This is a genomic window from Streptomyces sp. RLA123 (assembly GCF_056270165.1).
In genome coordinates, this window is record NZ_JBWDOR010000003.1 from 381,006 (window position 1) to 403,181 (window position 22,176).

At 69.8% G+C, this 22,176-nt stretch carries 20 protein-coding genes and 3 pseudogenes; 10 read left to right on the forward strand and 13 right to left on the reverse strand.

Features of this window, described 5'->3' with window-relative positions; genetic code table 11:
* Positions 1 to 20 precede the first annotated feature (20 nt).
* Complete coding sequence (locus RV983_RS01705; RefSeq protein ID WP_475983953.1) at positions 21 to 692, reverse strand: HAD family hydrolase; 672 nt, start codon at positions 690 to 692, stop codon at positions 21 to 23.
* Positions 693 to 982: 290 nt separating this feature from the next.
* On the opposite strand from RV983_RS01705, the gene RV983_RS01710 reads away from it, so the two are divergent.
* Entirely contained in the window at positions 983 to 1,882 is a 900-nt protein-coding gene (locus tag RV983_RS01710; RefSeq protein WP_475983954.1) for a Rieske (2Fe-2S) protein, read from the forward strand.
* Positions 1,883 to 2,146: 264 nt separating this feature from the next.
* Positions 2,147 to 2,422 (forward strand): hypothetical protein, encoded by a 276-nt coding sequence (locus tag RV983_RS01715; RefSeq protein WP_475983955.1) that lies wholly within the window; start codon positions 2,147 to 2,149, stop codon positions 2,420 to 2,422.
* Positions 2,423 to 2,473: 51 nt separating this feature from the next.
* On the opposite strand, the gene RV983_RS01720 is transcribed toward RV983_RS01715, so the two are convergent.
* Entirely contained in the window at positions 2,474 to 2,851 is a 378-nt protein-coding gene (locus RV983_RS01720) for a hypothetical protein (protein WP_475983956.1), read from the reverse strand.
* Between the two features lie 185 nt (positions 2,852 to 3,036).
* Here RV983_RS01720 and RV983_RS01725 point away from each other — a divergent pair.
* Positions 3,037 to 3,334 (forward strand): annotated as a pseudogene (locus RV983_RS01725) (plasmid stabilization protein).
* A 164-nt stretch (positions 3,335 to 3,498) separates the two neighbouring features.
* Here the strand turns inward: RV983_RS01725 and RV983_RS01730 are convergent.
* Positions 3,499 to 4,689 carry a zinc-dependent alcohol dehydrogenase gene (locus RV983_RS01730; protein ID WP_475983957.1) on the reverse strand — a complete coding sequence of 397 codons (1,191 nt, stop codon included), beginning with the start codon at positions 4,687 to 4,689 and terminating at the stop codon, positions 3,499 to 3,501.
* A gap of 312 nt (positions 4,690 to 5,001) precedes the next feature.
* Here RV983_RS01730 and RV983_RS01735 point away from each other — a divergent pair.
* Positions 5,002 to 5,400, forward strand: a pseudogene (locus tag RV983_RS01735) (thiamine pyrophosphate-dependent enzyme); the annotation flags it as partial.
* Between the two features lie 134 nt (positions 5,401 to 5,534).
* On the opposite strand, the gene RV983_RS01740 reads toward RV983_RS01735, so the two are convergent.
* The 3 genes from RV983_RS01740 to RV983_RS01750 all read right to left on the reverse strand — a co-directional run bounded on the left by RV983_RS01740 (position 5,535) and on the right by RV983_RS01750 (position 7,503).
* Positions 5,535 to 5,984, reverse strand: coding sequence for a Tn3 family transposase (locus tag RV983_RS01740; RefSeq protein ID WP_475983958.1), 450 nt, complete (start codon positions 5,982 to 5,984; stop codon positions 5,535 to 5,537).
* 269 nt (positions 5,985 to 6,253) lie between these two features.
* On the reverse strand, positions 6,254 to 6,580 hold the full coding sequence (locus RV983_RS01745) for a hypothetical protein (protein WP_475983959.1): 327 nt from the start codon (positions 6,578 to 6,580) through the stop codon (positions 6,254 to 6,256).
* A 485-nt stretch (positions 6,581 to 7,065) separates the two neighbouring features.
* The gene (locus RV983_RS01750) at positions 7,066 to 7,503 is read right to left on the reverse strand and encodes a glutaredoxin domain-containing protein (RefSeq protein WP_475983960.1); all 438 of its coding nucleotides are present in this window, start codon (positions 7,501 to 7,503) and stop codon (positions 7,066 to 7,068) included.
* 108 nt (positions 7,504 to 7,611) lie between these two features.
* Between RV983_RS01750 and RV983_RS01755 the strand changes: the two genes are divergently transcribed.
* Positions 7,612 to 8,190, forward strand: coding sequence for a transposase (locus tag RV983_RS01755; RefSeq protein WP_475983961.1), 579 nt, complete (start codon positions 7,612 to 7,614; stop codon positions 8,188 to 8,190).
* On the opposite strand, the pseudogene RV983_RS01760 reads toward RV983_RS01755, so the two are convergent.
* Positions 8,133 to 8,501: pseudogene (locus RV983_RS01760) on the reverse strand (ABC transporter permease); the annotation flags it as partial. The gene RV983_RS01755 and the pseudogene RV983_RS01760 sit on opposite strands and share 58 nt — an antisense overlap.
* Positions 8,502 to 9,170: 669 nt before the next feature.
* Complete coding sequence (locus tag RV983_RS01765) at positions 9,171 to 9,686, reverse strand: DinB family protein (protein WP_475983962.1); 516 nt, start codon at positions 9,684 to 9,686, stop codon at positions 9,171 to 9,173.
* Positions 9,687 to 9,888: 202 nt separating this feature from the next.
* Here RV983_RS01765 and RV983_RS01770 point away from each other — a divergent pair, with 202 nt between their 5' ends.
* On the forward strand, positions 9,889 to 13,419 hold the full coding sequence (locus RV983_RS01770; protein ID WP_475983963.1) for a phosphodiester glycosidase family protein: 3,531 nt from the start codon (positions 9,889 to 9,891) through the stop codon (positions 13,417 to 13,419).
* 500 nt (positions 13,420 to 13,919) lie between these two features.
* On the opposite strand, the gene RV983_RS01775 is transcribed toward RV983_RS01770, so the two are convergent.
* From RV983_RS01775 to RV983_RS01790, 4 genes are all read right to left on the reverse strand, one after another.
* A complete protein-coding gene (locus RV983_RS01775; RefSeq protein WP_475990196.1) occupies positions 13,920 to 14,594 on the reverse strand; it encodes a flavodoxin family protein in 675 nt (224 codons plus the stop codon).
* A gap of 268 nt (positions 14,595 to 14,862) precedes the next feature.
* The gene (locus RV983_RS01780; RefSeq protein WP_475983964.1) at positions 14,863 to 15,516 is read right to left on the reverse strand and encodes an RraA family protein; all 654 of its coding nucleotides are present in this window, start codon (positions 15,514 to 15,516) and stop codon (positions 14,863 to 14,865) included.
* A gap of 844 nt (positions 15,517 to 16,360) precedes the next feature.
* Complete coding sequence (locus RV983_RS01785; protein ID WP_475983965.1) at positions 16,361 to 17,647, reverse strand: MFS transporter; 1,287 nt, start codon at positions 17,645 to 17,647, stop codon at positions 16,361 to 16,363.
* On the reverse strand, positions 17,644 to 18,183 hold the full coding sequence (locus RV983_RS01790; RefSeq protein ID WP_475983966.1) for an ArsR/SmtB family transcription factor: 540 nt from the start codon (positions 18,181 to 18,183) through the stop codon (positions 17,644 to 17,646). The genes RV983_RS01785 and RV983_RS01790 overlap by 4 nt, the downstream gene beginning before the upstream one ends.
* Before the next feature lie 367 nt (positions 18,184 to 18,550).
* On the opposite strand from RV983_RS01790, the gene RV983_RS01795 reads away from it, so the two are divergent.
* The 4 genes from RV983_RS01795 (at position 18,551) to crcB (RV983_RS01810) (ending at position 20,691) form a co-directional block, all read left to right on the forward strand.
* Positions 18,551 to 18,976: a VOC family protein gene (locus tag RV983_RS01795; RefSeq protein ID WP_475983967.1), complete on the forward strand. Its 426-nt coding sequence runs from the start codon at positions 18,551 to 18,553 to the stop codon at positions 18,974 to 18,976.
* A 511-nt stretch (positions 18,977 to 19,487) separates the two neighbouring features.
* Entirely contained in the window at positions 19,488 to 19,976 is a 489-nt protein-coding gene (crcB, locus tag RV983_RS01800) for a fluoride efflux transporter CrcB (protein ID WP_475983968.1), read from the forward strand.
* Positions 19,973 to 20,320 carry a DUF190 domain-containing protein gene (locus RV983_RS01805; RefSeq protein ID WP_475983969.1) on the forward strand — a complete coding sequence of 116 codons (348 nt, stop codon included), beginning with the start codon at positions 19,973 to 19,975 and terminating at the stop codon, positions 20,318 to 20,320. The genes crcB (RV983_RS01800) and RV983_RS01805 overlap by 4 nt, the downstream gene beginning before the upstream one ends.
* Positions 20,317 to 20,691 (forward strand): fluoride efflux transporter CrcB, encoded by a 375-nt coding sequence (gene crcB / locus RV983_RS01810; RefSeq protein ID WP_475983970.1) that lies wholly within the window; start codon positions 20,317 to 20,319, stop codon positions 20,689 to 20,691. Before RV983_RS01805 ends, crcB (RV983_RS01810) begins: the two co-directional genes overlap by 4 nt.
* Positions 20,692 to 20,801: 110 nt before the next feature.
* Here crcB (RV983_RS01810) and RV983_RS01815 read toward each other — a convergent pair whose 3' ends face one another.
* Entirely contained in the window at positions 20,802 to 22,049 is a 1,248-nt protein-coding gene (locus RV983_RS01815) for a COG4705 family protein (protein ID WP_475983971.1), read from the reverse strand.
* Positions 22,050 to 22,176: the final 127 nt, after the last annotated feature.

Here is a 22,176-nt window from a genome sequence, read left to right on the forward strand (position 1 = left end):
CGCGGCTTGCTCGGGCGCGGTCAGCGCCACACAGGGCTGCTGTCGAGGGAGGCCAGCATGTGCCGCGGGTTCTGGTAGACGGCGGCGGCGCCCGCCTTCTCCAGTTCCGCCTGCCCGATGCCCCCGGAGAGCAGCGCCACACAAGGCACTCCCGCCTTGCCGGCGGCTTCGATGTCCCACACGGTGTCGCCCACGAAGATTGCCCGGCCGGCCGGCACACCGGCTCGCTTCAGTGCCTGAGTGACCAGGTCGGGGGCCGGTTTGCTCGCGGAGACGTCGTCCTTGCTGGTCGCGTCCGCGATGACGTCGTCGGCGTCGAGAGCGGCCCGCATCAGCGCGAGCTCGTTGCGGTCGGCCGACGTGGCCAAGACGACCCGGTGACCCTTGGCCGCGACCGCGCGGAGCAGGTCCGCGGCGCCGTCCAGCGGGGCGAGCGCAGGGCCGTAGGCGCCGTAGAGGGCCTTGTGGGCACCGCTGATCGCGTCGTCGCCGCGGCGGTCGCGTGCCTCGCCCAGCAGGCGGTCCAGCAGATGGTCCGAGCCCATGCCGATCGCGTGGTGGATATCCGCCATCGGCACGATGTGCCCGGCTTGCCGGAACGCCTCCCACCACGACACGGTGTGAAGGTAGTTCGTGTCCATGAGGGTGCCGTCCATGTCGAACAGTGCGGCACGCTCGGCGTGGTCGCTCATGCGCCGATTCCCCTTCCGCTCGATGAGTGGTTCACACCAGGCGACTACCCTCCGCCCGCCCGGACAGGCGCGGCCGGCATGGAGTCCTGGCTCTGGGGCATGCGCCCCGTACCCGAGCGTGGAACGCGTGAACCCGCGCTCACACCGGACGTCGTGTTCGGGGTGCGCGCCGCCGCGCTGTTTGAGGAACGCCTGCAGACCCACTTGCTCGGCGCACGGCGCATCGGACGCTCGTCGCTCCGCCAACCCTTATCGGACCCGTCCCGGACCGCAGAGAAAGGCGACAGCCCATGAGACTGACCACGCTGGCCACCACGCCGCAAAGCACCTCGGGCAGCGCTCTGACGAACGCACTGGACGCCCTCGAAAGGCTGGAGTGGCTGGACGCCCCGGCCGGAGCGGTCCGAAAGGCCGTGCGGACCCTGCCCCTGGGCAGAGCGAGGGACGCGCTGCGCGGCACGTGGCTCGGACACCCGCTCCACCCGGTACTGGTGCAGCTGCCCATCGGCGCCTGGACCTGCGCCGGAATCCTCGACCTGCTCCCCGGCCAGGGCAGGGCCGCCCGGCTGCTCGTGTCGGTCGGCCTCGTCTCGGCAGTGCCCGCAGCCGTGGCCGGTTGGGTGGACTGGGCGGAACAGCGCCCCCGGCAGGCCCGCGTGGGTCTGATTCACGCGGCAGCCAACATCACCGCCGTCACCGCGTACGCCGGTTCACTGGCGGCCCGGCTCACGGGCCGGCCCGTGCTGGGCAGGGCCCTGGGCTTCAGCGGCATGGGCGTCGCCACGGTGGGCGGTGTGCTCGGCGGCCACCTTGCGTACCGGCAGGGCGCGGGTGTCAATCACGCGGAGGCGGTGCCCGTGCTGGTCGAACCCGGCTGGCATCGCATCGGAGTGCCGGAGGAGTTCCCGGTCGGCGAGCCGGTGCGGCGCATGGCCGACGAGGTGGCGGTCGTCGTGGTCCACGCGGACGACGGACGGCTCTACGCCCTGGCCGACCGCTGCAGCCACATGGACGGCCCCCTGCACGAAGGCAAGGTCCTCGAAGGCTGCATCGAGTGCCCCTGGCACGGCAGCCAGTTCCGGATCGCGGACGGCGCGAACGTGATGGGGCCCGCAACCGCGCCACAACCGCGCTTCGACTGCCGGATCTCCCCGGAGGGCCAGGTCGAGGTCCGTATCGCCCAGACCTGAGGAAGCCACCCCGGCGCGGACGCCGCCGCACAGCACCGCGGCACTCGTGGTGGGCGAGTCACCTGGAGATGACGCCCGTCACCGCCAAACGCCGCTGCAACCCTGCCCGGCGCTAAGCCGGGCAGGGAAGTCGAGGGGGATCAGCTGGGCGGGGCGGGGTGGTGCGCAGGCTGCGGGCCAGATGGGCGGCGTTGCCCGCGACGGTCTTGGTGGTCGAGGCCACGGTGTCGGGCGTCGGTACTGGAGACCACCACCGTCAAGGCCATGGAACACCGCCTCGGCATGATCGCCGAGCCCTACAGCACAGGCCGCAGCGGGCGGCTCATGCGCGCCGCTCAGGCCCTCTCCATCGCGGGGGCGATCGGCGCAGCCCTCTTCGCGCGCCGCACCCGAACCGCCGCCGTCCTCAGCGGCGCGGCCCTGCTGGCGGCATCCGCCTGCACCCGCTTCGGTGTCTTCCATGCCGGAACGGCCTCGGCCGAGGACCCGAAGTACACCGTCGCACCGCAACGAGAGCGGCTGAACGCAGCAGCGACGTGATGCCCCTCGATCAGCACAGGGGGGTCACGGTTGTCCTGCCTGCCGCGTAGGTCACCGCCCGCGGTGCTCGGTCTCGGGGTCCTGCGCGTCGACACCGGTGAACTCCGAGGTGTCCTTGCGGCCGCTGGGTCGCCCCGACTGCCCTCGGGGCCCGGTGTCCTCCACCTGCTTCTTGCCCGACGTGCCCGCCTGGGCTTCGCCACTGCGGGAGACGTCGTTCACCGGTGTCCCGGCCAGTGACGCCTCGATGTCCTCCTGCGTCGGTTCCCGGTTCTTGCCGGACGGTGCATAGCGGTCGGGGTGGAAGGACCGGTGTGCGCTGGGGTTGCCCTCCTGATGGGTGGCGTCCACGTCGGGCGACCATCCGTGCTGGTCGTCGCCCTCATGGCGGCTGGGACCCCGGCCGTGCTCCGGCTGCTTCTTCGTCATGGTGCTCTCCCTGCGAACGAGAAACAGGGCAATTCGCCCATGTTGCTCGCGTGCCCCCTGCGGGCCGGCCCATGCGACTCCTCTCGCGGGCATCCCGCTTCCCGGTTCACCGCGCGGCCGCCGTGAGAGCCGGGTCGGACGGGTAGTCGCGGACAGGGGGACATCCGATCGAATGAGGTGGATCCGTGCCCGCGGGATCGCACCGCAGGCGTGAGCCCCAGTACGCGCACATCAAGGACGGCGCAAAGGATCGCGGCGAGAGCGACAAGCGCGCAAAGGAGATCGCCGCCCGTACCGTCAACAAGGAACGCGCCCGAGCCGGCGAGTCCACGACCGCCGGCCGCAGCTCCCCAGGACATGTCCTCCGGCGAGCGCGGCGGCAAGCGGTCGGGCCACGGTTCCCCAGGACCGACCTACGACCAGCTCTCCGCCGAGGCCAAGCGCCGTCACGTCGACGGACGTTCACCCATGGACAAGGCGTAGCTGCAGCGGGCCCTGGGCGGGAGCTGACACTCTCGCCCGGTCCGCACAACCGCACGGCCCCGGGCCGGATTTCGGCGGCCCTTCGCCGCCCACCGGTCCCGGCACCGACCTGACGTGAGGCCTTCGGAGGCGGATGACTACGCGCCGCCATCGGGGTGTTTCGGTCAGGGGCGCATCAGCACCTTGATGGCACCGTCGGCCTTCTTCTGGAACATCTCGTAGGCCTGCGGCGCCTGCTCCAGCGGCACGTGGTGCGTGGCGAAGGAGTCAACGCCCAGGGGGTCGTCGTCGTTGAGCAGTGGCAGGATCTCGTCACTCCAGCGGTGGACGTTGGCCTGTCCCATGCGCAGTTGGATCTGTTTGTCGAACATGGTCATCATCGGCATGGGATCGCTCATGCCGCCGTAGACCCCGCTCACCGAGATGGTGCCGCCGCGCCGGACCATGTCGATGGCCAGGTGGAGTGCGCCGAGGCGGTCGACGCCCGCGTACTCCATGAGCTTGGCGGCCCATGCCCGCGGGAGGAGGCCGGCGGCCTCCTGTGCCGCCTTGCCCAGGGGGCTGCCGTGGGCCTCGGTGCCGACGGCGTCGATCACCGCGTCGGGGCCGCGGCCGTCCGTGGTGTCCTTCACCGCTGCGACCAGGCTCTCTGCGTCGTCGAACTCGTCCAGGTCGTACACCTCGACCCCGTCCTGACGCGCCCGCGTCAGCCGCTCGGGCACGTGGTCGACGCCGATCACGCGTCCGGCTCCCAGGTGGCGCGACACCCGGCAGCTCATGGCGCCGATCGGTCCGAGGCCGAGGACGGCGACGGTGCCGCCGGCGGGGACGGCGGCGTACTTCACGGCCTGCCAGGCGGTGGGCAGCACGTCCGAGAGGTAGACGAACCGGTCGTCCGGCGGCCCGTCGGGCACCTTGATCGGCCCGAACTGGGCCTGGGGCACCCGCAGGTACTCGGCCTGGGCGCCGGGGACCTGGCCGTACAGTTTGGTGTAGCCGAACAGTGCCGCACCCGAGCCGAACTCGGTGACCTGGGTGGTCTCGCACTGGGTGGGCAGCCCCTCCCGGCACATGTAGCAGGTGCCGCAGGCGATCTGGAACGGCACCACGACCCGGTCACCCGGAGCCATATGGGTGATGTCAGGGCCCACCTCCTCCACCACGCCCATCGGCTCGTGCCCGAGGATGTCCCCGGGCGTCATGTACGGCGCCAGGACCTCGTACAGGTGCAGGTCGGAACCGCACAGGCCCGTCGATGTGATGCGGATGACGGCATCCGTCGGCTTCTCGATCCGCGGATCGGGAACCGTCTCGACCCTCACATCCCGCTTTCCGTGCCACACGGTCGCACGCATGATCGATCACTCCTTTCGCACGTGAATGTCCGGCAGGGCAGAAGGTTCGGCTACCCGAGGCGCGTCCCGCGAACCACCGGCCGGTCGTCGAGGCCCCGGACGTTAGGGATCACCGCGTTCGGGCAGCCGAGCCCTGTGGCCGGCTTCCGTGGCCCCGGGCCTCACCGCCGCCACGGCCACGGCGCTCGGACGGGAGCAGGACCGCAGCCCTGCACCGTCTGCGGCAACGCTGACAACAGACCCTGAGGAAGGGGAATCCACCGTGTCGATCAAGGTCTCGGACTTCGTCCTGCAGCGCCTGCGGGAATGGTCAACAACGGCGATCTCAACCAGGTCACTTGGGAAATGCGCGCCATGACCGGCGCACCGCAGTTCCTGCCCTCGCAGGCCCTGCCGGACGTAGCCTACGCGGACTTCGCGCGCTCCATCGGCCTGGGCGGACTGCGGGTGGAGAAGCCCGCAGACGTGGAGCGCGCGTGGCAGCGGGCCCTGGCCGCGGACCGTCCGTTCGTCCTGGACTTCCGTACCGACCCCGCGGTGCCCCCGATTCCGCCGCACGCCACGCTGGACCAGATCGAGGCCGCGGCCGCGTCCGTCCTGAAGGGCGACTCCGACCGGGCCGCCATGGTCCGCCAGGGCCTCAAGGCGAAGGTGCAGGAAATGCTGCCGGGGCGGAAGCAGCACGAACCCGGGAACCAGCAAGGACGATGACCTCGTCCGCCGGGACCGAACCGTGGGCGCGGAGCAAGCGTTCGCGCCGGCGCCGCAAGCAGCGGGCCCTGCACCGCGCCCCACTGGCCGCATGTCTGCCTGCCGCGACCGCGGCAGTTGCACGATTCACACCCTCAGGGGTCGCCGCTTGTGGGGGTGAACCCCACCGCACTCACTGGCCTCAGCCTCACCACCCACAGACCTGCCAGCCGGGGGACCGCCGGCCCCCGGGTCGCGCGGCAGGCGCAGGCCGCCGTCGACCGGGGTGGAGACGCGGAAGCCGTAGCGGCCGAGCACGTTGAGGTGGGCGTGCTTGAGCGGGGAGACGCGGACGACGTCTTCATCCGGGACGTCGTGCTCGCACTCCTCGGCGGGTAGGGTCCGCAACTCCGGGACTGCGGCGTCGAGATGGGCCCGGGCGCGCCGAACTGGTCCTCCTGACCCGTCTTGCGCGCCTGCATGATCTGCCCGCGCCTGCCATTGCAGATGTCCCGGGCGGGCCTGTGGCGGGACTCCTGCACGGTGAGCCGGCGGTTCGTCTGCCGCCGATAGGTGTCATCGACCGGGTCCACCACCCGTAGCAAGTGCAGGGTCTTGGCAATCGGGACCTTTTGCGCAGCGGTGAGAGCTGTGTTGGCAGGTTGACATTCGCTACCAGTGGATCTACGAGGTGATCGACTGGCGGTGGGGGCTCTGACTGAGTGGGCCTGAACCTGAGCAGGCTGGTCAGCAGGGCGACGACGCTTCCACTTATCGACGGACTGCCGGTCGGTCCGCCGTCACGGTGACGGTGAATCGTCCGGCAGCAGGGGTCGCCGGCTGATGAAGACGCGTGCCGGTTCCAGGGGTGACCTCAGGTGAGATCGAACGTGATGCTCACGGAGCCATCCCAGTCTTGCGCCTCCGTGAGGATCAGCGCTCCATCCTTTGCCTCGTCGACCCGCACCATCAGGCTGCCGCGGTCCTCGCCGGGAAATGCGAGCGAAAAGTGGGGATCCATCGCCATGAGGAAGTCCCAGCCCTCACGCTGAGTCGTGTCCAGCGCGATGGAATGCCGGCCGGACGCTTGCCACGCGCCCGCTGCATCGACCGTGACGGTGATGTCGATCTCGTACTCATCGAGGCAGGTCGATTGATTGGCCCGCCATTCAAGACGTGCCGAGCCCACGTATCGGTCCATGAGCACACTATGCAGGCAGTCCAGACCGCCGAGCACCTCGATGCCGGGCAGTGGGGTCCGGCGCCCACCCGACACGGCAACCGGGCCGACGGCCTGCCCACCATCAGCTCCGGAAAGCGAAAGGGGCCAGCCGCTGCGGCGGCCCCTCGCGCAAGATCAACGCTAAGGTACGGCCCATGTCTGATAGATCGATGTCCACGGGCCGCCTATGGGCAGTCCTGCTCGGGGTCGACGCTGTGGTTACTGCCTCGACGATCGTGGTGTGGAGGCAGACCGGAACACCGTGGACCGAAACCTTGGTCAGTTCGGGTCTGATTGCTCTTGCGGTCCCGGTAGCCGGCCCCTGGGCGATAAAGCGGACCAGGGCACGGGTCGAGGAAGCGATGCGGCAACAGCGTTGATCCAGTTCGGACGCCTCTGAGCTTGTCTTTCAACCTCTGTGCGCTTGTGTCTGCGGGTGCCTCTCGGTAGGGCACGGTTTCTGATCACGCGGAAGGGGAGAGCTGCTCGCGCACCCATTCGGGATCGGGGTTGGTGTGTGGCCGACCCGCCACGACGACGGTCGGCACGGTCTCGTTGCCGTCGTTGGCTGCTTTCACCGCCGCGGCTCCGGCCGGGTCGCGCCAGATGTTGACCCAATGCAACTGGCGGGCGCTACGGCCCAGCCGGATGCGCAGCCGTATGCAGTACTTGCAGCCCGGCCGCCAGAAGACGACCGGTCGGCCGTCGACCGCGCTGCGGCGTTGTGCCTCCTGCGCACCGATCGACCTCGGGAAGATCAGGGGTGAGTTCACGCCGGCGAGCGCTAGGAACGCCAGCAGGAGTGCTGCGGCGGTGCCGGGGCTCCCCTTGAAGATCTGCCCCGTCGCGACGGCTGAGCCGCAGACCACAAGCAGCATCGGCAGGATCCAAACGCGCATCATGGTGACGAGGCTATCGATAGGTCGAAATGCTCCTCGAACCAGGCCGCTCACCTGGGTGTTCGCCGGACGCCGAGGCGGCCTTCGTCTGCCCATGTGCTCCGACCAAGGATGCACGTGACCACGACGAAGGCCGTGAAGGTGAGTCTGCTGTCTGATCATGTTCCGGGGGAAGCGTTCGCGAAAGCGTCACGCTTCCGGGAGGATTTATTCGACTGTCTGACCGCTCGCGGGGACGAACTGTTCGACCTCACGGATGCGTTGCTGTGTGCGGACGGGCCAGCGAGGGCGCCGGTGGACCTGACACTGGTGGCTGAGCACCGGCGCGGGCACGGCGCCATGTACGACGCCCTGAACCGCCGGAACATCGACGTGCCCCGGCTGCCGCCGGTGCTGGCCGGCCTGCCCATACCGGAGGCCGCCGACGGCCGCCTGGTCCTCGCGGTCGACGTCAGCAACTGGCCCCGCCGCGCCGCTCCCATCAGCGCCGATCGCCTGTTCTGTCACGTCTACGGCCGCAGCGGCTGGTCCTCGGACCAGTTCGTGCCCGGCTGGCCGTACTTCCGGTGCCGACGCCCGCCGGCGGCGCTCCGCCGAGTCCGGTCCGCCGAGCGCCGGCCGCCGCCCGGTCGTCAGGTGGAGCTGAGCGCCTCGGTCGGCGCTGGCCTGCTGGCCCGGACGGCCGGGTAGAGCCCGGCCAGACCTCCGATGACCTGGGTGGCTGCGAAGGCCGCCGCCAGTGTCCACAAGGGGACGACCGAGGGCCAGTGCTGGGTGACGGCGAAGCCCGAGGTCACCCCCGCGCCCAGGAGGACTCCTCCGCCACCACCCAGAGCGGACAACAAAAGCGACTCGGACAGGAACTGCAGACGGATCTGCCCCTTGGTGGAGCCCAGAGCCCGGCGCAGGCCGATCTCGGAGCGCCGCTCCAGCACCGAGATGACCATGGTGTTGGCCACTCCCACCCCGCCGACGAGCAGGGGGACCGCACCGAGGGCGAGGCCCTGGTGGCACTGGCCAACGGCGGTTCAGGGCGGCCGCCGCCCGTCCGTGCCCTAGGCTGCATGCCCTGGCGCCTGGAAACCCGGTTCTCATGCAACCGCCGCATGATCCGCCGCGCCGGGCCGCGCCTCCGGCTGTCGCACGCACTCGTCAGGCACAACGCCCATACCCATGCGCCGCGTCGCGCTCTGCGGCTCGGCAAGCGCTGCGCGGGCGGCCCGGGAGCGAAGACCGGCGGCACCTGTCGCCCCTTGTTCGGGGCGGCTGCGGATGCCCAGGGTCTGTCCGACGGATCTTGTGGTCGCTCCGGTCCCGGATCGCTGGCCTGCGCATGGGGCGGGGGGATTGAACGCATGCGGAGTGTGCCCGGCTGAAGCTGCATCTGCCGACGTCCGGGACGCGCGGCGGCCGTTGGGCCGGTCACCGCGGGGTCAGGATCTTCACGGTCGTCCTGGCCGACGCCGACGCGGAAGGCCGGATCGACTGAACGACTGAACGACTGAACGACTGAACGATGGTGAGCGTCGATGCGACCTCCTGCCGGGCCGGCCCGTCAGCAAGACGCCGGGGCCCGGAAGACGGCGCCGGCGCTGCCGGGGCCCCGGCCGGCCCGGCCGGCCCGGCCGGGACCCGCGACTCCGGCTCCGCCCATGAATTCCCGGCAGAAGCTAGACCCCGGTCTGTCCGTCGACGAGTTCCCGCACGACATCGAGGTGACCGTTGTGGCGGGATATCTCTTCGATGAGGTGGAGGACCACCCAGCGCAGGTCCACGTGGCGGCCGTCGCCGATGGGACGTTCGGCCGTTGAGTCCAGGTCGCGGTCGGCCACCAGGCGGCGATAGCGGGCGCTTTGCTCCTCGTACTCGGCGAGAAGCTGAGGCAACGGGATGTCGACCGCTGTCCGCATCTCGGGGTCGGGGTCGTCATCGGTCGCCGCCGTGAGCGGCCCCTCCGGCTCCTCACCGAGAAACATCACCTGGACCCAGTGATGCTCGACCCATCGCAGGTGGCTGATCAGCCCGCAGATCGTCATCAACGGTGAATGCGGGATCGGTGCCTTGCGGGCATCCTCCTCGGACACGCCCTCACACTTGGCTCGCGCCGTGTCACGGGCGTAATCCAGGAAGGTGGCCAGTTGCGTACGTTCGTCCCACGTAGGGGGTGTATCGGTTCGTTGTGTCATCGCGGGTGAGGTTCCCACAGCTCTGGGGCCGTGTCGCGTGATTGAGAAGCCGCGAAGGATGACGGACCACGAACGTGGCGCAACGTTCATCCGGCGGATGATCTTTCCTCAGCAGGACGAGCCGCCGCATTCAGTTCCTGTGAGTTCGCTGGCGATCATGTTCAGTTTGATAACACGACGCACCGGCTCACGGGGGCGATTCGTGAGCCGTCGCGGGACAACGGCGACCGGCGTCGCCGCACTCGCACTGGCCCTGACAGGCACGTTCACGCCGGCCGCTTCCTTCGCCTCCGCCGCCGGCGACACGCCGTGGCTCCCCCAGCAGCTCGACGCCTGGTCGACGATCACCCAGCAGACCATGACCAAGCCGGCGCCGGTGACGGACGGGGTCACCTACTCGAGCGGCGCGATCGACGCGATCGACGGCCGGGTGCCGGTCAACGTCGTGTCCGCCGACACCCGGCAGAAGAACGTGCGGCTCGGCGTGGTGGTCTCGCACGACGCCGTGGTCGACCCGCAGGACGAGACGACCACGTCGATGGCGGTTCGTACCGGAGCCGTGGCCGGGATCAACGGCGGATATTTCCAGATCAACGCGTCCGGCCAGGCGAACGACGGCGAAATCGTCGGCGGTGAGATCTGGAAGAGCCCGACGTCGAACCACGAGGGCACGATCTCGGTGCTGCGGAACGGCTCCGTCGCGTACGGGGACCAGGTCTTCAGCGGCTCTGTCGCCGTCGACGGCGGCGCGAGCCGTCCGCTCACCTCCGTGAACCGGTTGTCCGACGCGACCGGCGACGGCCTCACGCAGATCACGCCGCGGTTGGGCGACGTTGCGAAGACCTGGTTCGGCGGCACCAAGGTCATCGCGCTCGGCACCTCCGACGACCACGGCGCGACGATCCGGATCACGGGCGTGACCACCGGTGACTCGATCTCGGGCAAGCAGTACGGCCTGGTCGGCGGGGACGCAGCCGACGCGAGCGGCCAGTGGATCCAGCAGCACGTCAAGGTCGGCTCGGTCGTGACCACGACGCACCGGATCAGCCCGAACAACGACATCCAGGAAATGATCCAGGGCCCGGGCCGCATCCTCAAGGACGGCGCGGTGTTCCAGGACCCCGTCAACCAGATGCCCAGCGGCCTGCACCCGGAGTCGGTGATCGGCAGCACCGCCGACGGGCACCTGGTCATGGCGACGCTCGACGGCCAGAAGGCGGCCAACGTCGCGCTCGGCGTGGGATGGCAGCAGGTGGCCTCCTACATGCAGTCGCTCGGCGTGCGGGACGCGGTCCTGCTCGACGGCGGCGGGTCGACCGCGATGGCGGTGCGCCAGCCCGGCGACACTCAGGCCACGCTGGCCAACACGCCCTCCGACCTCTCCGAGCGGCCCGTCGGCAACGGCCTGTTCGTCTACTCGACCGCGACCGCGGCCGGACCGGCGAAGAGGGCGTTCATCAACGGTGGCGCCGATCTGTCGACGGCCGAGGGCGTCGTCTCCAAGGTGAAGGCGTTCGCGACGGACAGCGACGGGAACCCCAGCACCGACCCGGTCTACGTCACGGCCGAGCCCAGCAGCCTGGGCACCTGGGCGAACGGCGTCTTCAAGGCCGGCTCGGCCGGTTCCGGCACGCTGACCGTGCACTCGGGTCGCAAGACCGACGACATCGAGCTGACGGTGGCGCCGGCGTTCGACCAGCTGAGCGTTACCCCCGCACAGCTGGGCCTGGCCAACAACGCCTCCCAGAAGTTCGCGGCGCAGGGCATGAACGCCAAGTCCGCGGCGGTCACCGTCGCACCGGAGTCGGTGACCTGGACACTCGACCGTAGCGACCTGGGCAAGATCGACCCGGCCACCGGCGTGTTCACCGCGGCCTCCACGGGCAGTGGCGAGGTCCGCCTCACCGCCGCCGCGGGCGGCCGCACGGCGACCGCAGTGCTGAGCATCGGCTCGGTCATCAAGCCGCTGCTCACGGCCGACAACGCCGCGGAGTGGCAGATGCGCGCGGACGGTGGCGCCGTCACGGTGCCCGCCGACCGCTTCGCCGAGACCACCGACGTGCCGCCGGGCTCTGGCCAGGCGCGGGCGCTGCAGGTGGCGTACTCGTTCCCGAACGACACCAAGCAGCACCGGGTACGGGTGATCCCGAACAACGGCGCCGGTGCCAAGGCCGACAAGAACGAGCTCGGCCAGGTGCCGCAGAACCTGCGCTTCCAGTTCAAGGTCGAAAGCGCCGCCCCGCAGAAGTCATGGATGGTCCTCAACGTCTCCGACGCCGAAGGACACCTGATGGGGCTCTGGCTCGAACTGGCCCCGAGCGACTACAACCGGTGGAACGAGCGAAGCGCGAAGCTGGTCTGGGGTGTCTTCACCTCCTATCCGCTGACCATCCAGGACATCAGCCTGGTGGGCCAGAACGCGACCGGCGCCAACGTCGGCAAGTTCACCTTCGCGGGGATGAAGCTCCAGTACTCGGTCGGCACGCCGGCGCAGGACACGCCCTACCAGGCGATCAACCCGAACAACCCGTCCTGGCTCGAGTACACCGAGGACCCGGCCGACTTCCGGCCCGGCGGACAGACGTTCATCATCGGCGACGACGGCCACCTGGTGGCGGCCAACCCCGACTCGACGAGCGTCAAGAACATCGCCGGCATGGTCAGCCGTACGACCGGCAAGTCGTTCCAGACCGCGTCCGGTCAGACCGTCGAACCGCTGCCGACGCAGGCCCGTCCGGACGTCGCGCTGAGCCTCGGCGACATCGCCGACACCGGCAACAAGGACGACCTCGCCTACGCGAAGGCCCAATGGCAGCAGTTCGGCCTTCCGTTGTACGACGTGGTCGGCAACCACGAGGTGAGCCAGGGCGCCATCCCACAGAACACCAACTTCTCCGACGTCTTCCAGCAGAACACGCACTTCACGTTCCAGCAGGGCCAGGCGACCTTCATCGGCCTGGACAACTCCAGCGGCTCGATCGCGGCCTCCGACAAGTTCCAGCAGCCCGCGGAGCCGCAGTACCCGTGGCTGGCGCAGCAGTTGGAGAAGGCGACCACCCCGGTGGTGTTCATCGGTGTGCACATGCCCGCCTACGACCACGCGCCGAACAAGTCGAACCAGTTCTCCAGCCGCTGGGAGGCGCAGCAGTACCTCCAGCTGATCCAGGACTACCGGCTCTCTCACCCGAAGCAGCGCGTGGTGCTGATGTACGGCCACTCGCGCGGCTTCGCCGACCAGCTCATCGACCCGCTGGGCAACCCGGCGGACGCGAAGCTGGGCATCCCGCAGTTCACGATCGCCGACATCGGCACGCGTCCGTACGTGGCCGCCGACAAGGGAGGCCTCTTCCACTTCGCGCTGTTCCACGTCAACCAGGACGGATCGGTCCAGTATTCGGTCCAGGCCATGCTCAAGTCGCTGACCATCGACCAGGGCACCGCCGGCTCCGACGCGGCCGCTCCGCGCACCGACACCATGGTGGCGGGTCAGGCGAAGCAGTACACGGCGACCGCTGTGAACGCCAACGGCAACGACATCAACGACCCGCCGACGATGCCGGTGGCCGACCCGATGTCCCACGTCTGGGCGACCTCCAACAAGAAGGTCGCCAGGATCGACCCGGTGACGGGGGCGGTGACGGCGGTCAAGCCCGGCATCACGACGATCTCGGTGACCACGGGCGGCATCACGAGCAAGGTCAACCTGCTGGTTTCCGAGGCGGACCGCGGCTGACGCCCTGAACCGCGCTCTGAATCAGGGGCGGTCGGCACTCCTCACGGAGGGCCGGCCGCCCCGCTTCATATCGCCGCCCTGCTTTTCCCGCGTGCCCGGACTCATACGACTCGAACGGCCTCATCCCGGGGGCCGTTCGTCATTTCCGGAGGTGACCATGACCACCGGACGTCCCGTCACCGGCGAAAACCGCGAGCGGGTCCGCCGGCTCCGCGCCGAAGGTAAAGCCCGCAACGACAACGCCCGCGCCATTCACGGCTCCGGCCCCATCGGCAGTCACGAACGCCCGAGTCGGACCTCCCCTTCGCCCGCGCGAGGCCGTCCTCTTCGGCCGCATCATCCACACGGCCGGTGGGGACGACGAACGCGCCGCCGACGAGATCAAGGCCCTCACGCGACGGGTCAGGGACGCGTGAAGGGAACTGTGGAGGCGCCTCCGGCAGGCGGGGGGTGGCCGGCCCCGTTCGGACCATCGCGAGTTCGCCACCAAGGGCGAGCGGTCAGCGGTGCTCGGGGTTGCTGTTCCCGCTGCGGCAGCCTGCGTCCCAGGCGGTGCGCTGGTTGCCGTAGGCGGGGATGCCGCCGAGGTCCTTCAGAGCCCTGGCCAGGTGCAGCAGGTTCCAGGTCATGAAGGTGAGGTTGCGGTTGGTGAAGTCGTTCTCCGGCCCGCCCGACCCGGCGTCGAGGTAGGAGGGCCCCGGCCCGGCCTCGCCGACCCATCCGGCGTCGGCCTGCGGGGGGATGGTGAAACCGAGGTGCTGAAGGCTGTAGAGGACGTTCATCGCGCAGTGCTTCGCCCCGTCCTCGTTGCCGGTGATCAGGCAGCCACCCACACGCCCGTAGTACGAGTACTGGCCGGCGGCGTTCAGCAGGCTGGAGCATGCGTACAGCCGCTCGATGACCCGCTTCATCACCGAGCTGTTGTCGCCCAGCCAGATGGGACCGGCCAGCACGACGATGTCCGCCCGCAGGACCCGCCTGTACAGCTCGGGCCACGCGTCACTGTCCCAGCCGTGCTCGGTCATGTCCGGCCAGGTGCCGGTGGCGATGTCGTGGTCGATCGCCCTGACGATGTCCACGTCGACGCCCTGTGCGGTCAGGATGCCCGCGCTCCGGTCGACCAGGCCCTGGCTGTTGCTGACCTCCGGCGACCGCTTCAGCGTGCAGTTGACCATCAGGGCCTTCAGGTCGCCGTAACGGGCAGGCGGGGTGTCGGCTGATTCCGGCTGACCGGTCACGTGGGCTCTCCTGGGTGTCCGTCACCGGGCCGTGCGCGGCGCCCGCCGCGTGGCCGGCGATCTCCCTGCCACAATGACGTCCGCCCTCCCGGTCCGCCGGCCGATCGCACCGCGACGCGCGGGCGGTGAGCCATTCGGCAGCGGGCCGACCGCTGCCGTCGTACGGGGCCCGGGAGCCGGCCATCTCGCTCGGCCGGCCCCTGGGCTACGTCTCGGTCGCGGTCTGCTCGCCGCTGCGCAGCCGGGCGGGGTCCTCGGTGCGGATCAGCTCGGCGGTACGGTCGTCCTCGCCTTCGATGCGGACCGCCTCCTCCAGCACATGCCGCACGCTGCCCGCGGGGATGACGACGGCGCCGGCAAAGTCGGCGTAGACGTAGTCGCCCGGCATGACGCACACGCCGCCGATCTCGACAGCGGTGTTGGCCGCGAACGGCATCACGGTGTCTCCGCCCCAGCGGGTGGCCTGCCCGCGGCACCACGTGGCGAACCCGTAGCCGGCGAGCTCGGCGAAGTCGCGGAGCCGGCCGTCGGCGAGCACCCCCGCCACGCGGTGGTTGTGCAGCCGCGACAGCTTGGTGCCGCCGGCATGGGAGGAGTGGGGGTGCCCGCCACTGGACAGCACCACGACCTTGCCCTCCGGGGAGTCGCCTACGGCCCGGTAGAACATGGTGGCGAAGCCGAGGTCCTTCTCCGGTAGATCGTCGCGGTAAGGGAGGTACGCGACCGTGACCGCCGGGCCGAACATGACCCGGGCCGGGTCGGGGCTGACGAGGTCGAAGATGTCCGCGCGGTGGCCGTGGACGCGTCCCATGGCGTCCACCAGGGATGCGCTGTCGACCCGGTCGAGCAAGGCGCGCATGTCCTCCTTCACCGGGACCACGGCTCCGTTCGGCCGCCCGCAGCGGGGGGCAGTCCTCCACGCATCAGGACCTCCCGCGGTGCACGGCCGGCCCCGCGAGGGACGGTGCCGGTCCCGGGATGTACTCCCTCGACCCGGGCGTCCATCGGACCACACGCGATCGGACCGCGCATCCGCGCCGAGCCAGGGCTCGCCGCCGGCGCGCCACGCGTGTCCGGGGTGCCGCGGTCGGGGGTGCCGCGGCCGGCGGACCGCGGCGCACCTTCTCGGGGATGTCCCCCAACGCGTCGCCGAAGGACACGGCGGACCATCCATGCCGCCTGCACACGGCTTGCCACCCGGTCGCTGGCGCGATGCGAATGCGCATGCACCTGGCCAGTCCGCCACGGCTCGCCGATCGGGCCACCATGACGACCAGCCCTACAACCAACAGCGGCTTCTTGCAGTCGATGGCCTCAATGCCACGTGAGAGCAGCCGGGTGGGTACGTTCGGGCGTACCTGACTGTGCGACCGAGCCTGTACACCGGCACCGGAGGCACCCGCCGGGCCGCCATGCCTGTTGCGGTATGGCGGCGCAGCCTCGGCCGGAGGTGAACCGGTCGTGGATCCAAGCCAGGCAACGAGGACGTCGCCCGCCTCTCCCCGCACCGCCGGCGGTCCAGGCCAAGGCCTGCGCCCCCTTCGGGATCCGGAGGCTGTCGAGGGCGACCGGGGTCGACGCCGGCGTACCCGGCTCGCTGGGCCACTCGTTGCATCGTGTGGAGGCCGGGTGCCCGAGGCTCCGGGGCCGAGGCGACGAACGCCGGGCTGGGCCCAGCACCGGCTCAACGACCCCGCGGAGCCCTAACGGGCACCCGCCTCAACGGCGTCCCGGGACTCCGGGTGATCCGGATCATCGGCCGGGGCGGCGGCACGCAGCGCCGCCTCGACCCGGCGGTTGCTGGTCATGGTCGCGGTGATGGTGGTCATGGTGAGGAGGAGGCCGGCGGCGGTGTAGAGCGGGGTGCGTACGTCGTAGGTGGTGGCCAGCCAGCCGCCGAGGAAGGCGCCGAACGGGGCGGCGCACATGGCGAGCATGCGGGAAGTGGAGGCGACCCGGCCCATCAGGTGTGCGGGGACGATCGCTTGCCGGAGGGAGGGGCCGAGCACCATCGTGGCGCCCATGCCCGCTCCGCAGACGGCAAGCGCGAGGCCGGCGACGTACGGGTTCGGGGCGACGGCAAGGCCCAGGATGGCGAGTCCCTCGACTGCGGCCGTGCAGGTGAGCGCGGCGCCGGTGCCAAGTCGTCGGCCGAGGAAGGAGGCGACGCCCGCGCCGAGCAGACCACCGGTGGCCTCCGCCGTGAGGAGCAGGCCGAAGCCGAAGGCGCCGATGCCGAGCCGGTCGTGCGCGAAGAGGGCGAGTACGGTCTCCACGGCGAGGAAGGCGATGTTCCCGACCGCCGGACGCAGCGCGAGCCCGAGCAGCAACTGATCCCGGAATACGTACGAGGCGCCGGCCCGCGCCTGCCGGAGCAGCGACTCGCGGACCTGCGGAACGGGCCGGGATGCGGCAGGCAGCGACCGTACGAGCAGTGCGGAGAGCGCGAACGACACCGCGTCGGCGAGCAGCGGAACCGCCCGCCCGAGCGCGAGCAGGGCACTGCCCGCAGGCGGGCCCGCGAAGCCGGACCCGGCGGTCTGGGTGCCGCGCAGGCGGGAGTTGGCGCGCTCCAGGAGCGCGGGGTCGCGGCCGAGCAGATCCGGCAGATAGGCCGTGGCGGCCGTGTCGAAGAAGAGGCCGCCGAGGCCGAGCAGGAAGGCGACGGCCGCGAGCAGGGGAATGCTCAGCACGTCGAGCGCGGCCGCTGCCGCCGGAATCACGAGCAGCACCGCACGCGCCGCGTCCGTGACCCACATCGTGCGCCGACGGTCCCAGCGATCCACCAGCGCACCGCCGAGCACCCCGAAGAGCAGCCACGGCAGCGTTCCGGCGGCCGTGACGACGGCGAGCGCCATCGGATCCCGCGTCAACGTCAACGCGAGCAGCGGCAACGCGGCATGCGACACCCCGTCGCCGAGCGAGGACACCGTCTGCGCAGTCCACAGCCGTCCGAACCCGGTCGGCAACTTCTTGGCTTCTGAGGTCACTTGACGTCCCCTTCGGCCTGCTCGCGCTGTGTCGGACGGAACAGTGCGAAGAGGAGTGACGCGTCCGGCAGTGACGGATCGGACAGCTCCCGGTACTCGTCCGCCAGGGCCTGCAGCCGCGACCCCAGCTCCGCGAACTGCTCCTCGGTGAGCCGCAGATGCGCCATCCGTACGTGCCGCTCGCCTCCCACCGGCGCTGCCTCCAGGTCCGCCACCGCATGCCGCATCAGCACATCCGGCCCTCCCTCGCCCGGATCCGGCAGCACGATCGCCCGTGCGGCCATCGCGTAGTACCGCTCGGTGACCCCCCGGACCTTCCGCGTCCGCACCACCTTCACCAGGCCGGCCCGCTCGAGCAGTCGTACGTGGTAGCTGGAACTCCCCTTCGCGAGGCCGACTCGCTCGGCGATCTGCGTGATCGTCGCGGGCTCGAAGCGGAGCACGGCCATGATCCGGTGTCGCGTGAGGTTGGAAACGGCGCGTAGCTGCTCGTCAGTGGTGACGTGGAACGTCTCGGGACGATCGTCGGTAGGCATGCCTCCAATGGTCAACACTTCTTGACCATTCGTCAAGGGGTTTCGTTCGGGCTTCCGGGATCGGCTGCGACGCCCTCGCTCCGGCCGCTTCGGAAGCCCACCCGCGGCGCCCAGGCAACGCCGACCCGGCGTCGTGCACCCATGGCCAGCTGCCGGTACCGCCCGCCAAATCCAGGAACAGCGCTGCACATTTGACGACAAGTTGGTCGAGGGGCTCATCCTCGGAGCACCAAGGTGATTCTTAGCAAGCCCCAAGGGCTGTCCCTCAACTGTTCAGTCGCATGAGGGTGGTTGGTCAGGACGGGATGCTGGGGGACCATGGGCTCAGCCGCCAGGTGCGGCAGAAGCCCCCTGGCAGGGTGCGCCGATGTCGGCGATCAAGAAGTTTCACGTCACCTTTGACTGCGCGGAACCTGAGCGCCTCGCTCGTTTCTGGTGCGAGGTGTTGGGGTACGTCGTACCGCCCCCACCGGCGGGGTTCGCCACTTGGGACGACTTCAAGCGCTCGCAGTCATCTGAGCAGCGGGATTCACGGTTCGCCTGCAGTGATCCCTCGGGTGTGGGCCCGCGACTGTACTTCCAGCGCGTCCCCGAAGGAAAGGCTGCCAAGAACCGGCTGCATCTCGATGTGCGGGTCGGTACCGGGCTCGTGGGCGAGGAGCGCCTTGCCGCACAGAGGCGGAATGCGCACGACTGGTCCCGCTCGGCGCGGTACACGTGCGAACGCTGTATGACGGCGATGATGTGCATCCCGATGCTCGACATCGAGGGCAACGAGTTCTGTATCGACTGAACGCGAACAGGCGGTGCCCCAAGGCCGCGGCTCCGCACCGGTCCCCGCTCAACCGCCTCCCGGCACGGTCGCCCCGTGGCCACTCGCCGCCATCCGCTTCACTGTGCGGGCCGCCTCCCACGGGGTTCCCTGCCACTCAGGCCCAGCGCCCGGCCGAGCACCGGCGCGCCAAGGTCCTGCACCACCTCGTCGGCGAGGAGTCCCAGGCCGCGTGCCTGGAACCGCGCATCGGCGTCGGCACCGCAGAGGTGACCATCGACCCGAAGGCCCTCCACACATCACCTCCTGGTGGCACCGGACGGGATCCGCGCCGTACAGCAGCCGACGGTCCCGGGACGCCCCAGCCGCGAGGCGCGCGCCGCACCGGAGTAGGCTGAAGGCAGTGGTGGTCCTCGCGACCGCCGCGCGGCGGTGGGGCCCGCCGTACCCGAACCGCGGTGAGGATGCCGCCAACGGTCCCTACTTGTGACGGTCCGCGCCCGGAAGATGGCGCCGCACGAGTAGGAGACGTATGACCTCGCCAGAACCCTTCCCGCTCATGGCCGAGCCCATAGACCCTGACAGCCGGCAGTCGTCTCCCGCGCCACAGGCCTCACAGGTCCGGGGACAAGGGCCCGTGGTGGGCGTGGTCGCGATCGGCGGGGCACTGGGGGCCTGTGCCCGCTACGGCGGCGGCTTGTTGTGGCCCACCGCGTCAGGCGCCTTCCCGTGGACCACGCTCACGGTCAACGCAGTCGGCTGCGCCGTGATCGGGATCTTCATGGTGATCATCACCGAACTGTGGTCCGCGCATCGGCTCGTGCGCCCCTTCTTCGGCACTGGGGTGCTGGGTGGCTTCACCACCTTCTCCACCTACACCGTCGACATCCACACCCTGATCCAGGACGGCCACGCCGCGACCGCACTGGCCTACCTGGCCGCAACCCCGCTCATCGCCCTCGCCGCGGTGTGGAGCGCGGCAACCGCGACACGCCACCTGATCGCAAGGAGGCAGACATGACACGGCTGCACGGCACCGCGATTCGGTTGACGATCCTGATCGGCGACAACGACACCTGGCACCACAAGCCGCTCTGCACAGAGATCGTCCACCGGGCGCACCATGCCGGCCTGGCAGGAGCCAGCGTCTTCCACGGTGTCGAAGGCTTCGGAGCCTCCTCGCTGATCCACACCGCCCGGTTGCTCTCCATGAACGAGAACCTGCCCGTGGCCATCGTCATCGTCGACCACCAAGAACGCATCCGCACGTTCCTGCCTCAGCTCGACGAACTCGTCACCGAAGGCCTGGTGACCCTCGACGAGGTCGAGGTCTTCCGATACGTCGGACGGGAGAACCCCTCGTGAACTGGGCACTGGTCATCGCAGGAGCGATGGTGGGAGCACCACTGAGATATCTCACGGACCGCGCCGTCCAGGCCCGGCACGACACCGTCTTCCCGTGGGGCACATTCACCGTCAACGTCGTCGGCTGCCTGATCCTGGGCACACTCACCGGCGCGGTCACCTACGGTGCCGCCTCCCATTCCGTACAACTGCTCGTCGGCACCGGATTCTGCGGAGCGCTCACCACCTACTCGACCTTCTCCTACGAGACGCTGCGCCTGGCCGAGACCGGGGCGAAGTTCTTCGCTGCCGCCAATGTCGTCGCCAGCGTGGTCGCCGGCCTCGGGGCCGCGTTCATAGGGGCCACCCTCGCCCAGGCGATCTGGGCCTGATCAAGGCGATCCGTCCGGCGAACCGACGACACCCGCCCGAGGCAACGGTGTTGACGGCACCCAGCCCGGGGGCCGGGTGCCGGCCCCGGGCGGTCTGCCAGTGTGCTCGGTCAGCTGAGCGAGGCGAGGAGGGTGTCGAGCGCCTTGACTTCGGTGTCGTTGTCCGGGCTCGGAGCGCGGAGCGCGGTCAGGACCTGGTCGATTTCGCTGTCGAGGAAGCCCCAAGCCTGCTCGTTCTTGGGCTCGAGGGTGGGCTGGTCGTCGTCCCACGCGGTCTCGAGGTCGGTCACCCGGGTCGTCGCGGCCGCCTGATCACCCGAGTTGAGCTTCGCCAAAGTGTCGGATGCGACCGTGCGGAATTTCGCGATCTCGGCCGACGGAAACGACGACGTCGCCTGCTTCGGGGTGAGATGGACGGTCGTGGGCGCCGGAGCGCCGTCCTCGCCGGCCGCCGCCGCGTGGGGCTGCTGGTGCGCCCAGACGAGCAGCGCCGTAGCCGCGACCGCTACGACGGCGTAGTAACCGAGCATGATCCGCTCACGCGCCGGGTTCGCCGCCTGCGGGGTCGGATCGGATGTCTCGATGACGTCGCGGCGGCTGAACGTGAGGTACAGAACGGTAGCGAGGATCGCGGCCAGGAAGATCACGCTGGTCACGGCGGTACCGAGGCCCAGTCCGCCATCGCCGCTGGGCGAGCCCAGCCAGTCACCGAGATTGGCGCCGAGCGGGCGGGTGAGGATGTAGGCCAGCCAGAAGGAGAGCACCGCGTTCGCACCGAGGCGCCAGGCGAAGACGATCGAGACGATCAACCCGAGCGGGAGCAGCACGGAGACGTCCGGGGTCCAGCCGGTCAGCTCCAGGGTCCAGTCGCCGGTCGCGGTACCGAGGGCGAAGGTGACCAGGACCGCGAGCCAGTAGAACAGTTCACGGGGACGGGTGGTGATGCTGTGGACCGACAGGGTCCGCTCGCGGGCGTACCAGATCCCGAAGACCAGAGCGAGGATGCAGGCGAACACGCTACTGCTCAGCGCGAGGGGGACGCCCTGGCTGTCGGTGAGGATGTCGGTGTAGAGAGTGCCGGTCACACTCACCACCACCACGGTGAGCCAGTACACGAACGGGATGTAGCGTTTGGTGCTGAGCTGCCAGCCCAGGACGCCGGCCAGAACGGCGGTGAAGATCAATGCGGTGTTGATCAGACCGACACCGAGGTTCATGTTGATCCAGTCGGCGAAACTCTCGCCGACGGTGGTGCAGAGAATCTTGATCACCCAGAACCAGATGGTGACCTCGGGAACTTTGTTCAGCAGCTCCCGGGCGGGCGTCCGAAGGTTCCCGGGCGTCGTCGTGGTCGTCATGGAACCCTTCACGTACAACGGTCAACGGCACGGAGGGGCGCCCCTCTCGTCCGCGGAACGCTAGACCATCTACACCCGTGTAGACAAGCGTGACCTTGATCCGTAGGCTGCCCACGTGATGTCGACA